Origin of the sequence: Aeromonas sp. R3-1 (genome assembly GCF_040908345.1) — a bacterium.
Lineage (GTDB): Bacteria > Pseudomonadota > Gammaproteobacteria > Enterobacterales > Aeromonadaceae > Aeromonas > Aeromonas veronii.
On the sequence record NZ_JBFODN010000205.1, the window covers coordinates 1 to 18,973 of the forward strand.

Below are 18,973 nucleotides of genomic sequence, written 5' to 3' on the forward strand. Positions count from 1 at the left end.
GGAGATGGCCTGGGTTATCCGCAGCAAAATGGGGCCATAGTGGGCGGTGATAAAGCGGCGCAGGTGGCCCTGGCTGTCGATATAGCCGCGCCCCAGCAGCTGCATGAAGATGGCCGGGCCGTTGGCTCGCACCGCCGATAGCTTCATCAGTGGCTCTACAAAGCTTTCAAACAGTTGCAGCAGGGTCAGCTGCTCCTGCTCCATCAGTACCCGCAGGCGAGCATCGAGATCGGGCATAAACAGGCTCAGATAGCGGTCGAGCACCGCCTGGATCAGCTCCTTCTTGGAGCCGAAGTGATAGTTCACCGACGCCAGATTAACGTCGGCCTCGCTGGTGATCAGACGCAAAGAGGTATCGGCGAATCCCCGCTCGGCAAACAGCACTTCAGCGGCGTCGAGAATACGGTTTTTGGTATCGATTTTACTCACTGGACACCTCACTTAAACGAATGTTTAAAAAGTACGTTTCATAACGTGAAGTGTCAAGGGAATGTGAATGAGTGTTAGCGAAATGTTTTTCGATGAAAAAAGCAAAGTGGGCGGAACTTAGTCAAAAAGCAGGACTCTATATCTATGCCACTGCAATTAAACATTAAGTCTCGCCCAACCTGCACCATGCTAGTTGGGCCTTTTTTTTGCGCGTCTGTTACCTGTTTGCGGTTTGCAGGCAAAAAAAACCGCCGCAGGGCGCGACGGTGGGGAAAGTGAGTTCGCGTCATCCTGACGGCAAACTGTCGATGCGAGTTCAGGCATGTATCGACGGGGGCAGTATGCCAGCCAGAGCCCCTCAGACTATGTCAGCTTCGCGGTATTTTGTGACAAAGTGTGGCAAGCACTGGCGTGGCCCAAGCTGCCGCTCTTTGCTATGCTGCCCTTTCAAAATATGAGGGGAGAGAAGATGAAGTACCCGGTCGATACCCACACTCACACCATTGCCAGCACCCATGCCTACAGCACCATCCACGACTATCTGCCGATAGCCAGGGCCAAGGGGATCAAGCTGTTTGCCACCACGGATCACGGGCCCGAGATGGCCGATGCCCCTCATGTCTGGCATTTCGCTAACTTGCCGATATTGCCAAGAGTGGTGGATGGGGTAGGGATCCTGCGGGGTATCGAGGCCAACATCAAAAACCTCGACGGGGAGATCGATTTTCCCGAGTGCTATGAGTCGCGCCTCGACATGATCATGGCGGGTTTTCATGAGCAGGTATTCCCTCCCTGCGATCAGGCAACCCATACCCAGGCGATGATCAACGCCATCAAGAGCGGCCGGGTTGATATGATCAGCCACCCGGGCAACCCCGCATTTCCAATCGATATTCAGGCGGTGGTCAAGGCGGCGGCGGACTATCGGGTGGCGCTGGAGATCAACAACTCCTCCTTCATTCATTCCCGCCCGGGGAGCGAAGGCAACTGCCGTGCCATAGTCGAAGCCGCGCGAGATCTGGGGGCCTATCTCACTTTCGGCTCTGATTCCCACGTGGCATTTACCCTTGGCGATTTTGACCATTGCCACCGTCTGGTGACCGAAGCAGGCTTCCCGCAAGAGCGGATCCTGGTGCGCTCCCCCCGCGCCCTGCTCGATTTCCTCGAGAGCCGCGGCCGGACCCATATCCCCGAGTTTGCCGATCTGTAAATCGGGCTCTAACACCATGAGCCAACTCATAAAATCGAGCTGGCTCAATTGACTTGCCGGTCATTTTTCATGAATGTGGAGAGCAACAAGCCGGTATAGCTCAGTTGGTAGAGCAGCGCATTCGTAATGCGAAGGTCAGGAGTTCGATTCCCCTTATCGGCACCAGATCGTGAGGGCAGGTTTCATTTGTGAAACCTGCCCTTTTTACATGGCTTTTGCCAAGGCTCGCTCTACATAGAGATAGCCAATCCCCATCACCTGCTGGGCGCGGCTGAGCTGGCCGAAACGGATATGGGTGGCGTTGACCGCATCGCTGCAGTCGAACGGGTTGGCGCCGGTCTGACTGACGATCGTTTGCAGCCAGGTTTCACCAAAGTGGCAGCTGCGGCCATAGAGCCAGATGCGGTTGATGTTGAGGATATTGAGGAAGTTGTAGAGGCTCAGGCCAATGGCGCGGGCCCCTTCGTCCACCAGGGCGCGGATCATGGCATCCCCCTGATGGTAGAGCGTGAGCAGTTGGGCGGTATCCAGCTCTACACCAGTCTGCGCTGGGTTGTCGGCACTGGCTTGTTGTTTGAGAAAGACCCGGGCCCGTTTCTTGATGGCAAACAGCGAGGCGACTGTCTCCAGGCAGCCATAGCGGCCGCATGCACAGGCGCTGCCGTCCGGATTGATGATGGTGTGCCCTATCTGGCCGCTGCCAAACAGGGCGCCCCGGTAGATCTGGTCGTTGATGATAAAGGCCGAGCCGATACCGTAATCGACGTTGATGACGCAAAAATCCCCGTTCCCTTCCCGGTCCTGCCACTTCTGGGCCAGCGCCAGCATGATGCAGTCGTTATCCACCATCACCTCGCAACCCAGCCGCTCCTCCAGCAGGTACTTGAGCTCGACCGGCGCATGCCAAGGTGCTTGCGGCATGGTTTGCGATACCCCGGTCGCCGGGTTGACCTGACCGTGTACCGCCAAGGCCAGCCGGATCGCCAGTCCCTTGTGGCGGCGCTTGTGCTGGTAGTAGTGCGCTTCAATCAGGTGCAGCAGCTCATCGGGGGTTTGCGGGGCAATCTTCTGGTCGCTGAATTCATCCAGCGGGGTGATCAGGTTATCCACCAGGATGCTCTCCAGATGGGTGGGGCTGATATTGAGGCAAAGAATGGCCCCCTGACCGCTGGCAATGCGGTAGCTGCCGCCATTGATGCCGCGCTGGGAGAGGTTCTGATCGCTGTGGCTGATGGCGCCATCGGCCACCAACTCGTCAAGGATCTTGCTGACCGCCGGAATGGAGAGCTCGCAGTGGCGCGCCAGGGTGGACTTGCTCGCCTCTTTTAACTGATAGAGCAGGGCAAGCAGCACCTGCTTGTTGTGGTGGCGGACCTTCTGGTTGTTCAACCCTATGCTCATCGCTTCACTAAACTCCGCTTACTGTATTGCGTGATCTTTCAGCAATTAATGCAGGTTTAACCATTCTAATCTGGTCTCACTGAAAACTTTACTAACAAATGTTGAGTGAGGCGAGATTAATGAGAGCTGATGTCAAGGTCTGGGTAGAGACCATCTCACTGCCGACCTACGAGGTTGGCGCCGAAGATCCCAACCCCATGTTTCTCGAGAAGCGGGTCTATCAGGGCTCCTCGGGGGCTGTCTATCCCTATGGGGTGATCGACACCCTCACCGGCCAGAAGCAGATGAAGTCCTATCAGGCGGTCTGGCTGGAGAACGACTTTATCAAGGTGATGCTGCTGCCGGAGCTGGGGGGGCGTATCCACCGTGCCTATGACAAGGTGATGAATCGCGACTTCGTCTATTACAACGAGGTGATCAAACCGGCGCTGGTGGGGCTGGTGGGGCCCTGGATTTCCGGCGGCATCGAGTTCAACTGGCCGCAGCACCACAGACCCACCACTTTCATGCCGGTGGACTTCACCATTACGGAGCGGGAGGGCGGCGCCAAGACCGTCTGGCTCGGCGAGGTGGAGCCGATGCGTGGTCTGCAGGTGATGGCGGGGTTTACCCTCTATCCCGACAAGGCGCTCATCGAGATCACTGGCAAGGTGTTCAACGGCAACGACACGCCGCGCCACTTCCTCTGGTGGTCCAACCCGGCGGTGAAAGGGGGCGATGCCCACCAGAGCGTCTTCCCGCCCGATGTGACCGCCGTCTATGACCACGGCAAGCGCGACGTCAGTGCCTTCCCCATCGCCCGCGGCACCTACTACAAGGTGGACTACTCCGCCGGGGTCGATATCTCCCGTTACCGCAATATTCCGGTACCCACCTCCTATATGGCGGACAAGTCTGACTACGACTTCGTCGGCGCCTACTGCCATGACGAGCAGGGCGGCCTGTTGCACGTGGCGGATCACCACGTTTCGCCGGGCAAGAAGCAGTGGAGCTGGGGCAACTGTGACTTCGGTCTGGCCTGGGATCGCAACCTGACCGATGACAACGGCCCCTACATCGAGCTGATGACCGGGGTCTATACCGACAACCAACCTGACTTTACCTGGCTGGATGCGGGGGAGGAGAAGGTGTTTGTGCAGAACTTCCTGCCCTACAACACCCTCGGTACCCTGCAAAACGCTAACACCCGCGCCGCCATCAAGCTGGAGCGTAGCGAGGACGGTCTGTTGTGCGGTGCCTACGCGATCGCGCCGCTGTGCCACGCCCGTTTCGAAGTGAGTGATGAGAGTGGCGTGCTGTTCACCCAGACGCTAGATCTGCAGCCGGGTCAGGCCTGGCTTGAGCCGCAGGCCATCACCAGCGAGGGACGCTTGCAGGTACGCCTGCTGGATGAGCAGGGCCAGCCGATCCTGAGCTATCTCGAGCATCAGCCCGCAGGCGAAGCCCTGCCGGATCCGGCCACCGCGCCGGAACCTGCCGTCAATCTCGACTCGGTCGACGAGCTCTACTTCATCGGCCAGCATCTTGAGCAGTATCTGCACGCCAGCCGCTCGCCCTTTGATTACTACCTGCGGGCTCTGGAGCTCGATGGCGGCGACTATCGCTGCAACCTGGCGCTGGCAACGCTGGAGTACAACCGCGCCAACTATGAGCAGGCGCTGACCTACGTCAATCAGGCGCTGGTCCGTGCCCATCGCCTCAACAAGAACCCCCAGTGTGGCAAGGCGAGCTTGCTGCGTGGCCATATCGAGGAACGTTTGGGGCAGTTCGATGCCGCCTTCGATGACTTCTACAAGGCGACCTGGAGCGGTAACTGCCGCGACAGTGGCTTCTTCGGGCTGGCCCGCATCGCCATGGTGCGCCGGGATCCCGCGCAGGCACTGCAATTTGTCGAGAAGAGTCTTGCCGTCAACGGCACCCACTACGGCGCTATCGCCCTCAAAGGGTTGGCGCTGCTGGAGTCTGGTGAGCAGGAGGCAGCCATCGCTTATATCGACGAGCAGCGCGTTCGTTATCCACTTCACTATCAGCTGGCCTTCTTGCGCTGGCTGGCAAGCGAGCAGCCGACCGATCTCGAGGCGCTGCGTACCCTGTGCAACGGGCGCGGGGTGAATCTCTGCTTCCTGGCAAGCGATCTGCTGGCATTGGGACGCCCCGAGCTGGCGCAGCAACTGCTCTCAACACTGCCGGTGGAGGAGACCCTGCCGCTGCTGTTCCAGGCTGCATTGTTGCCGGAAGGTGAGGCGCAGGATGCCCTGCTGGCGCGGGCCGAGCAGGCCTTTGGCCGCAAGGTGCGCTTCCCCAATACCCTTGGCGAGGTGGCCATGCTGGCGCAACTGCCACACAGCTGGTTTGCCAGCTACCTGCTGGGCTGCTTCCACTACAGCAAGCGCAGCTACCCGCAAGCTATCGCACTGTGGCAGCAGGTGTGCGAGCAGGCGCCCGGGTTTGCCCCAGCCTGGCGCAACCTTGGCATCTATCACTTCAACAAGAGCGGCGATCCGGTGGCGGCCGAGCAGTGTCTGAGCCGGGCCTTTTCCCTCAAGCCGGATGATGCCCGTTTGCTGTTTGAACTGGATCAGCTGCACAAGCGCTGCGCCATGGCACCCGCCGAGCGGCTGGCGCTGCTGGAGGCGCATCGTGAGGTGGTCCTCAAGCGCGACGACCTGACCGCTGAACTGCTCAGCCTCTATCACATCACCGGCCAGCTGGAGGCGGCGGCAGAGATCTTGCGGCTGCGCGAATTCCACCCCTGGGAGGGGGGCGAGGGTAAGGTGACCGGTCAGTACCTCATTAATCAGCAACGCCGGGCGTTGGCGTTGATGACTCAGGGACGCCACGAGCAGGCTATTCCGTTGCTGCAACAGGCGTTGCACTACCCCCTCAATCTGGGGGAGGGGCGTCTGGTTGGGCAGACCGACAACGATATCCATTACCTGTTGGCGCTCTGCCATCTGGCCTGTGACAACCAGAGTCTGGCGGCCCAGTGCCTGCAACTTGCCTGCCTCGGCCAAGGATCGCTCGGGGCCAGCCGCTACTACAACGATCAGCCGGTGGATTATCTCTTCTATCAGGGTATGGCGCTGGCACATCTTGGTCGGGTTGCGGAGGCGCAGCGTCTCTTTGAAGGGATGGTCGGCTGGGCCGAGCAGGCAATGGGCGAGTCGGTCGAGGCGGACTTCTTCGCCGTCTCACTGCCGGATCTCATCGTGCTGGATGACGACCCGCAGCACAAACATCGCCAGCACTGTCTGCTGGTCAGAGCGCTCGGTCTGTTGGGGCTGGGTCAGCGGGATGGTTGTGAACAGACCTTGCGAGAGCTGCTCACCCTTAACCCGGCTCACGACAAGGGACACCTCTTTGCCCTGATCTGCCGCGAGCTGTCACTCCACTCATAACTCTCATAACAAAAACCGGCGCCCGCCACGGTGAGGGGCGCCACTGCACCCTACAATCGACAAGATAGAAAGGATGAGTCATGGAACGCACGAAAAATCAATTGGATACGAATGGGCTCAATATGAGCTACATCTGGATGATCTGTTTGGTGGCCGCCTGCGGTGGCCTGCTGTTTGGTTATGACTGGGTCGTGATTGGCGGGGCCAAGCCCTTCTATGAGGCCTATTTTGCCATCACGGATCCGGCCCAGTCCGGCTGGGCCATGAGCTCTGCGCTGGTGGGCTGCGTGCTGGGGGCCGCCATCTCCGGCTGGTCAGCCGACCGCTTTGGTCGCAAGAAGCCGCTGATCCTAGCCGCCATCCTCTTCACCATCTCGGCGTGGGGCACGGCTGCGGCCAGCAACTTCGATCTGTTTGTGGTTTATCGCATCATCGGCGGGATCGGCATCGGCCTGGCCTCTGCGCTCTCGCCCATGTACATCGCCGAGATCAGCCCGGCCAACAAGCGCGGCAAGTTCGTTGCCATCAACCAGCTCACCATAGTCATCGGCGTGCTGGTGGCTCAGCTGGTGAATCTGATGATCGCCGATCCGGTGGCGAGCAATGCGACTCAGGCCGATATTCTGGCGACCTGGAATGGCCAGTCCGGCTGGCGCTGGATGTTCGGTGCCGAATTGGTACCAGCGCTGGCGTTTCTGGTGTTGATGTTCTTCGTGCCGGAGTCGCCGCGCTGGTTGGCCAAAGATGGTCAGTATGAGAAAGCCTCCCGCATGCTCGGCAAGATTGGCGGGGATGCCTATGCCAAGCAGACCTTGGCCGATATCCGTCAGACCCTAGTGGGCGAGACCCACAAGGTCTCGCTGGCGGAGCTGGGCAAACCCTCGGTGCGGCCGATCCTCATCATTGGGATTGTGCTGGCGGTGTTCCAGCAGTGGTGCGGCATCAACGTGATCTTCAACTATGCGCAGGAGATCTTTGCCTCCGCCGGGTTTGACATCAACAGCACCCTCAAATCCATCGTCGCCACCGGTCTTATCAACTTGCTGTTTACCCTGATCGCGCTGCCCATGGTGGACAAGATTGGCCGCCGCAAGCTGATGCTGATTGGCTCGGCGGGACTGACCATTATCTACGGCATGATGGCGGCGGCCTACGCCACAGGCGTACTGGGGCTGCCGGTTTTGCTGCTGGTATTGGCGGCCATCGCCATCTATGCCTTGACCCTGGCGCCGGTCACTTGGGTGCTGCTCTCGGAGATCTTCCCGAATCGGGTGCGTGGGCTGGCGATGTCGGCCGGTACGCTGGCGCTCTGGATCGCCTGCTTCGTGCTGACCTACACCTTCCCGCTGCTCAATGCCGGGTTGGGGGCTGCGGGCAGCTTCCTGCTCTATGGCCTTATCTGTTTTGCCGGTCTCATCTTTATCTATCGCAAGGTGCCTGAGACCAAAGGGGTGACGCTGGAGGCACTGGAAGCCCAACTGGCCCAGGGCAAGGTCGAACTGACGCCGACCAAGGCGAGCGCCTCGGCATGACAGTTTACACATTGGGCAACCCGCATCTTCGGATGCGGGTTTCAACACAAGGGGCCTGTCTGCTGGGGCTGGAGGATGAGCAGGGGCGCCCGTTGCTGCGCGACACGGACCCGGCGCAGCCCTGGCATCCCGCCCAGAGCGCGCTGTTTCCCATGTTGCCGCTGGCCAACCGGGTCGCAGGCAACCGTTTTGAGTTGTGGGGGGAGGCGTGTGCATTGCCCGCGAGCGAGCTCGATCCCGATTTCTTTTTGCATGGGGATGGCTGGCTACAGCAATGGCAACCGGTGGCGTTGACCGACAGCTCGGTGACTTTGCAGCTCAACAGCCAGAATGGTCCCTTTCACTATCTTGCGGAGATCGACTATCGGCTGCAGGGGGCGAGCCTGGTGGCGCGGATCAGCCTGACCCATCTTGGGGAGAGCCCCTGTCTCTACGGCGCGGGTTTTCACCCCTTCTTCTGGCGCGACGAGCAGACCCGCATCCGTTTTCTGGCGAGCGGCGTCTGGCAAGAGGGTGCGGATTATCTGCCGACCGACTGGTCGAGCAGGCTGGCGTCCCACCACGACTTTCGTCAGTGGGCTCGCCCGCAAGGGTGGCTCAACCACTGTTACGGCGGCTGGCGCGGTCAGGCCGAGATTGACCATCCTGCCCGCCAGCAGCGGCTGCTGGTTTCAAGCGAGTGTGCCTTCCTGATGCTCTATCAGCCCGATGAGGGGAGTGGCTTCGTCTGTCTGGAGCCCCAGAGTCACGCCGCCAATGCCCACCACCTGGCCGGTCACCCCGGTTTGCGGCTACTCGCCAGAGGTGACCGCATGAGTATCGGTATGACCCTGACAGTGGCGTCCGGGGGCTGATAATGATCTGGCTTGTGGTATTGGTGAACGCAAAGAGCCACCCGTCGGGTGGCTCTTTTTATTGCGGATTATCCTGCGTGTTACCTGATCTCCGGTCAGGCTATCTCCATCTCTGGCTGTGGTGTCGAGGTGTGTTGGCTGGTCAGCTTGTCGATGCGCACCGCAGCTACCTTGAACTCGGGGATCTTGGCGTGGGGGTCGGTGGCATTGATGGTGAGCCGGTTGGCCGGGGCTTCGGCGAAGTGGAACGGGATAAAGACTACACCCGGCTGCATCCGCTTGGTGACGAAGGCGGGCAGTTCGATATGGCCGCGGCGGCTGGTGACTTTGACCCGCTCGCTGTTGCTGATCCCCATCCGCTCGGCGTCCGCCACGCTCATCATCACCCGCGGCCCGGCCAGCTTGTCGAGCCCCTTGGTCTTGCGGGTCATGGTGCCGGTGTGGAACTGCTCCAGCAGGCGGCCGGTGGTGAGCACGATGGGATAGGTCTCATCGGGCAGTTCGGCGGCATAGCGGAACGGGGTGGCGACCATCTCCCCCTTGCCACGGGTGAACTGCTTGCCGTGGAGCAGGCGAGTGCCTTCGGGCGCCGCGTCGTTGCAGGGCCACTGCAGCCCTTGTGCTCCAACCTTGTCCCACTGGATGCCGGCGTATTGCGGGGTGACTTGGCAGATCTCGGCGGTGATCTCCTGCGGGTTTTGATAGTGCCAGTCGCCCCCCATGGCGTTGGCGATCTGCTGGATGATCCACCAGTCCTCCCGCGCGTCGCCCGGTGCCTTGAGGGCGGGGGAGATGCGCTGAACTCGCCGCTCGGTGTTGGTGAAGTGGCCGCTCTTCTCGGCAAAGGAGCAGGAGGGGAGCACCACATCGGCGAGCTGGGCAGTTTCCGAGAGGAAGATATCCTGCACCACCAGAAACTCCAGCTGCTTGAGCCCTTCGATGACGTGGTGCTGATCCGGATCGCTCAGCACCGGGTTCTCTCCCATCACGTAGAGCCCCTTGATGCTGCCCGCGCAGGCGGCATCGATGGTCTCGGTAAGAGTGAGGCCGGGCGTGCGCGGCAAGTCTGGCTGCTGCCAGGCTGCCACGAAGCGGGCATGCACCTCGGGGTTGGCCACCTTCTGATAGCCGGGCAGGCAGTTGGGCAGCGCCCCCATGTCACAGGCGCCCTGCACGTTGGATTGGCCCCGCAGCGGGTTGATGCCACCCCCCTCAATGCCGATGTTGCCGCACAGCAGTTGCAGGTTGGCGATGGCGCGCACGTTGTCGTGGCCGGTGGTGTGCTGGGTGATCCCCATGGAGTAGTAGATGGCGGTGCGTTCGGCGGTGCCGATGAGGTGGGCGAGCTCAATCACCTGCTTGGCCGTCACGCCGGTGACGAGGGCCACCTTGTCTGGTGCATAGGCGGGGGAGAGCACCTCCGCTTGCAATGCCTCGAACCCTTCCACCCGCTCGGCGATATAGGCCTTGTCATGCCAGCCGTGCTGGATGATCTGCTGCATCAGGCCGTTGAGCAGCATCACGTCGGTGCCGGGGCGGTGGGCCAGATAGAGGCTGGCATGGTCGGCCATCTCGATCCGTTTCGGATCGGCCACTACCAGCCGCGCCTTGCCCATGGTGACGGCCCGCTTGATATGGGAGCCGATGATGGGGTGAGCCGCCGAGGTGTCGGAGCCGATGATGAAGATAAGATCCGAGTGATCAATGCTCGGGATGTCGTTGGTCATGGCGCCGCTGCCAAGTGACGCTTCCAGCCCGGTGACGGTGGAGGCGTGGCAGAGCCGCGCGCAGTGATCCACGTTGTTGGTGCCAAGCTCCCGGCGCATGAACTTCTGAAACAGGTAGTTCTCTTCGTTGGTGGTTTTGGCCGACGAGAAACCCGCCAGTGCATCGCTGCCATAGCGCTGGCGCAGGGCGGTGAAACGCTCGGCCACCAGGGCGATGGCCTCCTGCCAGCTGGCGGGCACCAGCTTGCCATCCTTGCGGATGAGCGGTGTGGTGAGGCGCTCCTCGCTCTGGATAAAGTCAAAGCCGAAGCGTCCCTTGACGCAGAGCAGCCCTTGATTGACCGGCGAGTTGCGATTTCCCTCCACATAGCGGATGCGGTTGTGCGCCTCATCGACATAGAGGGTGACACCGCAGCCGACCCCGCAGTAGGTGCAGATGGTATTGACCGGCGTGAGCAGTTCGGTGCGCCCCTGCGACTTGTCGCGGGCATCCACCAAGGCGCCGGTGGGGCAGACCTGTACACAGGCACCGCACTGCACGCAGTGGGAGTCGCCCATCGAGAGTCCCGTGTCGAACTGCGGCCGGTTCGAGAGGGTACCATCGTTGTTTTTGGCAAAGCGCAGCACCCCCTGCACCGCCTGCTCACCACAGGCCTGCACGCACTGGCCGCAGCCAATGCAGCGGTTGGCATCGAACACGATAAATTCGCTGCTGTTATCCACTGCAAACTTCTGGCACTGGCTGGTATCGAGAGCGCTCTGCTCGACCTTGTATTCGGTGGCGTAGTCGCGTAGAGCACAATCGGTGTTGGCCTGACAGCCGCACTCGAGGCAGCGGCTGGCCTCACTGCGGGCATCGGCATCGTTCAAACCGCGCTCCACCTCGGCAAAGCTGCCCTCGCGATCCTGCTCTGCCAGATGGGGCATGATGCTGCGGGCGATTTTTTTCAGGTGAGCAAACTGGGCGGGATCGACCTGCTTGAGTGTGGGAGCCTTGCAGGCGTTGAAGGGGCGAACCGGATCGATCATGTCACCGTGAAGGAACTGATCGATGGCCAGCGCGGCCTTGCGACCATCGGCGACCGCCTCGATGGCGGTGGCTGGCCCGCGGCGCAGATCGCCGATGGCGAACAGGTTGCCGTGGCCGCTGTGCATGGTCTCGGGGTGGGACTCTAAAGTCTGCCAGCGGGTGAAGGGGAGGGTGAGGGATTCCCCTTCCATAAAGCTGAGATCCGGCTGCTGCGACACTGCCGCAATCACGGTATCAAACTCTTCAAGGAAGAACTCGCCGGTGGGCTCAGGGCGGCGGCGACCGGAGGCGTCCGGCTCGCCGAGAGCCATCTTCTCGAGGCGCACCTGACAGACGCGACCACAGCTATCCGGCAGATTCTCAACCGGATTGGTGAGCATCAAAAAGCGCACCCCTTCGTGCTCCGCCTCGTCGATTTCGTACGCTTCGGCGGGCATCTCGGCGCGTGTGCGGCGATAGATAAGGGTGGTTTCAGCCCCCAGCCTGACCGCCGTGCGGGCGCAGTCGATGGCGGTATTACCACCCCCGATCACCGCAACCCTATTGCCGGTGGTGAGCCGCTTGGCTAGCATCCGATCCTTGAGGTAATCGACCCCGAGATAACAACCGGCCAGGGTGCTGCCCGGGTAATCCATCGGCACCGCCTTGGAAGCGCCAACCGCCAGACAGACCGCATCATAGTCGCGGTACAGCGCCGAGAGGGTGATCTGGTGGCCCAGTCGCTGCCTGGTGTGGATCCGCATGCCACTCTGGCACATCAATGCAATCTCCTGATCGAGAATCGCCTTGGGCAGCCGGTATTCGGGGATGCCGTAGCGCAGCCAGCCACCCGCTTCGGGCATCGCCTCGAACAGATCGACCTCGAACCCCTCGTAACCCAGATAGTAACCGCAGGTGAGGCCGCCCGGGCCGCTGCCGATAATGGCCACCCGCTTGCCCTTGGCGGGCTTCTTTGCCGGTTGATAGGGGGCAATCTCGGCCAGATCGAGATCGGCGGCGTGACGCTTGAGCTGACGAATGGCCAGCGGTTCATCTACCAAGGCGCGGCGGCACTGTGCCTCACAAAAGGCGGGGCAGACCCGGCCGATGGAGAGGGGCATCGGCAGGGTCTGCTTGATGACGGCCATGGCCGCTTCGTGATCCCCCATGGCGATGTGATGCAGATAGGATTGAATGTCCACCCCGGCCGGACAGGCGCGCTGGCAGGGGGCTTCGCAATCGGCGTAGTGATCTGCGAGGATGCGGCCGAGCGCCTGCTGGCGGTGGGCGCGCAGGGCATCGCTTTGGCTGGTGATCACCATCCCTGCCTCGGGGCGCGTCTCGCAGGCGCGCCGGATGCCGAGACCGGCAATCTCGACCACGCAGAGATTGCAGGGTGTCTTGGGGCCGCTGGTGTTGTCACCGCACAGGGAGGGGATATCAGTCTGGTGCTGTTTGGCTATCTGGAGCAGGGTTCTGGTCGGGTCAACCGTCAACTGAGCCCCATCGAGGGTGATGGTGATCATGGCGTCATAAACTCGCTTTCAAGGCGCAGAAAATGCTGCATCTGGCGGAGCCAGCAGGGGAAGCGACAGGGAGGCCGCTTGCTATTTCCTCACCATAGCAAAGGTCATTCACAACGTTATTTGATTTAACTCAGATTATTTGTCTAAAAAGAAAACGATTTCTCTGGTGCCGGGCGCTCTGGGGGTTGGCTAGCAATCTCGAGTTAACACATGACATTGCCAGCAGTTTGATGGCCATTAAAGCCGCCTTGAGCTGGATGTGTAATGTGGTGGTTAATCGTGATGGCACGATCAGGGACCTCCTAAAATAGGCAACTTTCGTTTTGGTGGCAGTAGGGGGTCAACGCAACATGAGCAGGCCATCTGATGACAGAGCTGCTTCAGGTCTCCGTTTAACCGTACTGTGTCCCGATACTACAACTCCAGCTCAACGATAGGGATCTCCCAGCGCTCGCTGCACATCTGTGTCTGATACTCTTCTTTTTCCTGTTCTTTGCGCCGTTCTACCAGGGCTACCACGCGGGCTTCACGAATGGTATTCATGTTGAATTTCCAGGTCTCTTCGCCCAACTGAGAGAGGCGGGCTATTTCGTGATTCTGGTGATAAACATGCAGCTTGTTGTTTTTATCTGGCGCGATACGTACGGCATCGCCAACCTTTATCTGACTGAGCAGGTGGTGGATACGATGAGTCTCGTTGCTGCGTCCGGCATATCCCAACACCAGTTGCGACATACCCATCATGGCGAAACGACGTTGTCTGTCCGGTCGGGTTGCGTTAGGTCTCTGCACGTAGCACTGGGAGGCGATCAGTGGAATATGGGGATTACGTTGATCGTGGCGAGCCATGAGAACCAGCCTTTCGATAGCACGTGTCATCCCCACATAGAAGAGACGCCGCTCCTCTTCCAGGTTACAGTTCGATAGCTCCGCTACGCGTTGCCAGCCGCCGTCGAGCAGTATCACATGGCGATACTCCTCCCCCTTAACCCCATGTACCGTACTTAACAATACTCCTTTACCGAAGCGGATCTGGCGCTTTTGCTCGCTCAAATACTCGTAGAGGAACATCAGGAAGTGGTGGGCAGAAAGAGCGTGCTCTCCCTGGCTGGCTTGCCATTGAGCAATCAGATTGTGCAGTAGCTCCTCCCAACGGTTGGCCAGTGAGAGTGGAGGGAGAGGGGCTGCAAGTTGCTCCGCTGTCAGCAGGGCATGACCTTGCTGTTGTAGCCAATTCTGATAGCGCAAGATTTCACGGCAGCGATGCACAGGAAAACCGTTCTCTTTATCCAGAGTAAAACGACAGGGAATATCGGCATCTGCCAGCGCCGAGCGAACCCAGGCCAGTTCCTCCTTCTCTAGCCCATTACGGGCCAGCACGGCGATAGATTCCAGCGGGCAAGTGGGAGTCTTCTCACGGATAAGCGCGATATGTCTCACGACCTCGGCTGCCTGTTGGGCTGCATCCTGGCACTGCTGGATGATGACGCGACCCTGTGCTGTCTCCATCCCCTCCCAGTGCCCCCCAGCCACTTCCATCTTGCGCCTGTCGTCGATCTCGATGGGATGTGTACGCTTCATGCGATCCTGATTGTGCTCAATCAGGCGGTTGGAGGTCTCGATGATGTGGGCGGTGGAACGATAGTTCCAGGTCAGGAAGTGAGTCTGGGCGTTGTAGTCTTGCTCAAAGCGGCGAATAAAGCTGACGTTCGCGTCGCGAAAGGCGTAGATCGATTGGTCATCATCACCCACAGCCATCAGATGCAGTCGGGCCTCCTCATCCTCTTCGCTTTTGCCCACCAGTGCCGCGATAAGCTGGTACTGTTGTTCATCAATGTCCTGATACTCGTCGACGAGCAGAAATTGCAGTCCACCGAGCAGCTTTTCCCGCTGCTCTTCCAATTCGAGACCAAGCTGGTTCTGCTCTCCCCGGAGCAGCTTGATTGCGTCATCAATGATGGTGGTAAAGTCGATATCGTCGGATGTCCGGTTTTGCACCGGATTGCCTGTCAGGCTCATCGCGAGACCGTGAAAGGTGAATACCGAGACCCGTGCTCCGTCACGCCCCAGCAACTCGGTCAGGCGTCGGCGCAGGGACATCGCCGCATTATGGTTGTAACAGAGCAACATGATCCGCGATGGGGAGATCTGCTTGACCCGCATCAGATAGGCGCAGCGGTGAATAATCACCTTGCTCTTGCCTGACCCCGGGCCTGCCAGTACCAGCAAGTTTTGCTCGGGCGGTGCCTGAACGATCTGCTCCTGGGCACGGTTGTGAAGATCTTCGACAATGCGCTTCCAGGAGTGTTCGCTGGTCGCCAGCTCCAGGATTTTGTTGCGCCCTTTGAAGTAGTGACCGAGGAACTTGTCAGCTTCCATGGAGAAGTAGTCTGTCACCAGCTTTTTGGCTTTCTTGAAGTGCTCCAGGCTGATGCGGGCGTATTCATTCATCACATGGATCTGAATCACCTTCTGGCGATAGTGATGCTCAAGCGGCTGATAGTCTGCCTTGTTGTATTGTTGCTGCCGCTCAGCCGTCAGAGTGAGGGTCATGGCGCTTCGGAACACGGCAAGACCATTTTGCAGCACGATGGCGTGTTGCTCATGCAGGTAGAGCAGTGCCCGCTCTGCTCCTTTGAGCAACCACTCCTGGTGGCTGCTTGCCTCCCGCTTGTTCATGAGCTGAGCCACATCCATGTCTTCTCGCAGGTATTTGACCAGTTGTTCCAGGGCAAATGACAGCATTACCTGGCGCTGGACACTCTCTTCGCTGCTTGCCAACAGGGTGTAGAGAAAATCGAGGGTGGCGCCTGTGACGCGATGGCGTTGATCAATTGTCTGCTCAATCTGGGACCAGGTTCGGTTGAAGGTGAGTTGGTAAAGATCCCGAGAGAGATATTTGACATCAATGGAGCCTTTCTCGCCCCCCGAGCGACCATCCTGGGCCCAGCTGGTCAGCAAATTGCGCAGCAAGCCAGGGTTACACCGCTCATGCCCCAGATCTTTGATGGCCTGATTGACCAGTCGAATGTTAAAGGTCAGCCCTTGCCCTGTATCAGGTTCGGGTTCTTTTTCACGCAAGATGTCCAGCATCGCCTTTTCAATGCTGTGTACTTGCCCGCAGAGCACCCGGGCATTGTCTCTTCCTTTGGGGCGAAGCCAGGTAGTCAGTAACATCCCCTGAGAGAGCAGACCGACATCCGCCATCTGGGTGAGTACCCGCATCACTTCACTGGCCTGAACTCCACTTCCGTGATCGGCCATGTATTGGCCTGCCTCTTCGGCAATGGCATCGGCACTGAGACCATCATCGTCGGCAGCACTCATCAGCGCCTGGATAACCGCTTGCCATATGGCTTTGGCCTTGGGCGCCAGCTTCAGACTCTCTACCCTTTTCATCGCCTCCTCGGTGGAAGCAAACAGAGGGCGCCCCTGAAAAACCTGAGTGATGTTGTCGCTACGCTCCAGATAGCCCGCTCGTTCGAGCCAGGCAATAGCTGTCTTGACCTTGGTATCCGCATTGCTGTCATCGGCAGCGAAGCTGGTTTCCACCTCTGGCTGGTTGATAAGCTCTGCACTGGTGGCGACCAGTGGCGAGTTGTTATCCTGCTTGCCTCCTTTGCTGGCCCTGAGTCTTATTCCGCGCAGGATCTGTTTGATATCGCGCAGGCTGACTTCACTCATGGCCTCGAGCTGGAACTGTTTCTCGATATCCTGTTCATCAAACAGCAATACGCAGTGAGCTTGTGCTGTATCGCGTCCCGCTCGTCCCGCTTCCTGTAGATAGTTTTCGAGGGAGCCAGGGATATCGGCATGGATCACCAAACGCACATCATCCTTGTCGATCCCCATCCCGAAGGCGTTAGTCGCGCAGATGACCCGGATCTCGCCATTGATAAATTGTTCGAGAGTCGCTTTTTTCTGTGCACTGTCCATTCGGGCGTAAAAGCGCGAGACAGGGAGGGATTGTTGCTGACCGAGGAAATCGGTCAGCTCGTCCACGCTGCGCTTCGTTGCGCAGTAGATAACGCAGGATCCGGGCTTTTCCTCACCAAAGAACTGCTCGAGCAGGTTAAGGATATGGCCCTGTTTATTGAGACCGGGACACTCAACGACGGCATATTCGAGGTTGGTACGTTCAACCCCGCCTTCCAGTCTGAGAAGAGGTCGGGGCTGTTTATCGAGAAACTGGGCGCAAATATCCTCAATCACATCCGGTTTGGCGGTCGCGGTATAGCAGAAGACAGGAGGCATGGGGACCTGCTGTTCCTTGGCAATTGTGGCGATGGCCTTGGCGCAGTAGAGATAGTCAGGGCGAAAATCATGTCCCCATTTCGACAGGCAGTGCGCTTCGTCAAATACCCAGCCACCGATTTGACGTTGTCGTATTGCTTGTTTGACTGTGCGGTTGCGCAACTGCTCGGGGGAGATATAGAGCAAGGCGATATCCCCCATGCGGATCTGTTCAAGAATCGCGCCTCGCTCTGGTAGCGTCAGCAGCCCCGAGATAGCGGCAACCCCTTCAATACCGGCCTTGTGTTTAAGGTTGTCCACCTGATCCTTCATCAGTGCCTGCAGAGGGGAGATCACCACAGTTAGCGCACCACTGCGCTGGTTGCGCACCAGTGCCGGGAGCTGGTAGCAGAGCGACTTGCCGCCGCTGGTAGGGAGTATGCCGAGCAGTGCGACGCCAGCCATGGCTTCCTCGATCAAGGTCTTCTGCAATGGTGTCCCATCAGGCAGGTTGCGGAAGTTGTCGAGCTCGAAAATTCGCTGCAGATGGCGGCGTGCGTCGTGGTTCTCCTGGCAGTAGCTGCAGTCAGCATGACCGCAGTGACGTTCACGAACTGTGTGAATGATCTCTGCAGTCTGGGGGAAGCGGCGCCAAATCCAGGGGGGCAACACGGAGTTCCCGCCGGACACGGGCAACCAGGCGCAGGCATAAGCCAATGGTAACAACAGCATGGGTTGACGCAGGGCATCACCAATCACTCGGTTGAGCTGATTGGGGCACGCTTTCTCATGGGCAATGCTCTTGATGAGAGTGGGTAGCTCCGAGACCCGCACTGGCGGGCGGCCTGTCAGTCTGGCAAACACCAGTGACAGACCCTGAGTGTTAAATTGCGCCATGACTCCCTGGTCGAACAGATATTGATAAAGCTGCAATTGGGACAGGGGTAAGGCTTGTAGTGCTATCAGCTGTTCCGAGAAAATCTGCAATGCGAGCCTTGCATCCGCGACCGGATCATTGAGGGTATCCCGAACCAGTTTGTAATCCTTGACCAAGCGGTGATAGGGGTTTTTGGGAAAGGCAAGGGGAGATAGATAGAGGGTATCTATTACCGGCTTTTCGAGAAGTAACTGAGGGCGTACAGCCTGTTTGGCCAACCAGGGGAGATCAAAATCGAGAATATTGTGACCAAGGATCACATCCGCCCCTTGTGCCAGCGCATTTAACTCCTTGAGTGCGAGATCCTGCGGGCCCTTGAGATTGAGTTCACGACCAGCCAGGAGGGCCCCCAGATGACGGAGTTTTTCATCCCGGGTCAGTTCAAGGTCAAAAGAAAGAATTTTGTCATCCCCAAACAGGGTCACGACATCAGTCGAGTTCATTAATAGCCATCTCCATCTGGCGTTGAACTCTCATGGCGATAATAAGTGCCAAGAGATCAGTGAGTTGGCCGAATATTACCCGAAATGTTGAATGGTGGCATCATTCAGAGCCCTCTGGCCGCGGTTCTTTTGGCGGACACCCGGTTTTGTAAGGCTATGTCCCAATTACGTGTTGCATGGGGCGCCCCAGCGCCTCATGCAAACATGCTTTGATATTTACGCCTTTTCCGTAACGCTCCAGCATCCTGCGCCAACCCAGGTAGTTCTTCAGGTA

Annotated in this window: 8 protein-coding genes, 1 tRNA gene and 1 pseudogene; 5 read left to right on the forward strand and 5 right to left on the reverse strand. The window is 59.1% G+C overall.

Going from position 1 to position 18,973, the window contains the following annotated elements:
• Positions 1-429: TetR/AcrR family transcriptional regulator (locus AB5Y85_RS13100; protein ID WP_368221548.1), on the reverse strand; the 429-nt coding region annotated here is incomplete at its 3' end.
• 469 nt (positions 430-898) lie between these two features.
• On the opposite strand from AB5Y85_RS13100, the gene AB5Y85_RS13105 reads away from it, so the two are divergent.
• Both AB5Y85_RS13105 and AB5Y85_RS13110 read left to right on the forward strand, forming a co-directional pair.
• Positions 899-1,639: a phosphatase gene (locus AB5Y85_RS13105; protein WP_257687301.1), complete on the forward strand. Its 741-nt coding sequence runs from the start codon at positions 899-901 to the stop codon at positions 1,637-1,639.
• A gap of 89 nt (positions 1,640-1,728) precedes the next feature.
• A tRNA-Thr gene (locus AB5Y85_RS13110) sits at positions 1,729-1,804 on the forward strand.
• Positions 1,805-1,843: 39 nt separating this feature from the next.
• Here AB5Y85_RS13110 and AB5Y85_RS13115 read toward each other — a convergent pair.
• A complete protein-coding gene (locus AB5Y85_RS13115; protein ID WP_227274063.1) occupies positions 1,844-3,040 on the reverse strand; it encodes an ROK family transcriptional regulator in 1,197 nt (398 codons plus the stop codon).
• Positions 3,041-3,159: 119 nt separating this feature from the next.
• Between AB5Y85_RS13115 and AB5Y85_RS13120 the strand changes: the two genes are divergently transcribed.
• From AB5Y85_RS13120 to AB5Y85_RS13130, 3 genes are all read left to right on the forward strand, one after another.
• Complete coding sequence (locus AB5Y85_RS13120; RefSeq protein ID WP_257687302.1) at positions 3,160-6,438, forward strand: DUF5107 domain-containing protein; 3,279 nt, start codon at positions 3,160-3,162, stop codon at positions 6,436-6,438.
• Between the two features lie 80 nt (positions 6,439-6,518).
• A complete protein-coding gene (locus tag AB5Y85_RS13125; protein WP_257687303.1) occupies positions 6,519-7,970 on the forward strand; it encodes a sugar porter family MFS transporter in 1,452 nt (483 codons plus the stop codon).
• The gene (locus AB5Y85_RS13130; protein WP_257687304.1) at positions 7,967-8,824 is read left to right on the forward strand and encodes an aldose 1-epimerase; all 858 of its coding nucleotides are present in this window, start codon (positions 7,967-7,969) and stop codon (positions 8,822-8,824) included. The genes AB5Y85_RS13125 and AB5Y85_RS13130 overlap by 4 nt, the downstream gene beginning before the upstream one ends.
• A 95-nt stretch (positions 8,825-8,919) precedes the next feature.
• Here the strand turns inward: AB5Y85_RS13130 and fdhF are convergent, their stop codons facing one another.
• From fdhF to AB5Y85_RS13145, 3 genes and pseudogenes are all read right to left on the reverse strand, one after another.
• The gene (gene fdhF / locus AB5Y85_RS13135) at positions 8,920-13,086 is read right to left on the reverse strand and encodes a formate dehydrogenase subunit alpha (protein WP_257687305.1); all 4,167 of its coding nucleotides are present in this window, start codon (positions 13,084-13,086) and stop codon (positions 8,920-8,922) included.
• 414 nt (positions 13,087-13,500) lie between these two features.
• A complete protein-coding gene (locus AB5Y85_RS13140) occupies positions 13,501-18,699 on the reverse strand; it encodes a RecQ family ATP-dependent DNA helicase (RefSeq protein ID WP_101531401.1) in 5,199 nt (1,732 codons plus the stop codon).
• 154 nt (positions 18,700-18,853) lie between these two features.
• A pseudogene (locus AB5Y85_RS13145) lies at positions 18,854-18,973 on the reverse strand (IS1595 family transposase); the annotation flags it as partial.

What these genes read in the sequence shown, in the direction of transcription:
- AB5Y85_RS13115 (WP_227274063.1), bottom strand. Translation starts at nt 3,040, where the DNA reads ATGAGCATAGGGTTGAACAACCAGAAGGTCCGCCACCACAACAAGCAG.
- AB5Y85_RS13120 (WP_257687302.1), top strand. Translation starts at nt 3,160, where the DNA reads ATGAGAGCTGATGTCAAGGTCTGGGTAGAGACCATCTCACTGCCGACC.
- AB5Y85_RS13125 (WP_257687303.1), top strand. Translation starts at nt 6,519, where the DNA reads ATGGAACGCACGAAAAATCAATTGGATACGAATGGGCTCAATATGAGC.
- fdhF (WP_257687305.1), bottom strand. Translation starts at nt 13,086, where the DNA reads ATGATCACCATCACCCTCGATGGGGCTCAGTTGACGGTTGACCCGACC.
- AB5Y85_RS13105 (WP_257687301.1), top strand. Translation starts at nt 899, where the DNA reads ATGAAGTACCCGGTCGATACCCACACTCACACCATTGCCAGCACCCAT.
- AB5Y85_RS13140 (WP_101531401.1), bottom strand. Translation starts at nt 18,699, where the DNA reads ATGAACTCGACTGATGTCGTGACCCTGTTTGGGGATGACAAAATTCTT.
- AB5Y85_RS13130 (WP_257687304.1), top strand. Translation starts at nt 7,967, where the DNA reads ATGACAGTTTACACATTGGGCAACCCGCATCTTCGGATGCGGGTTTCA.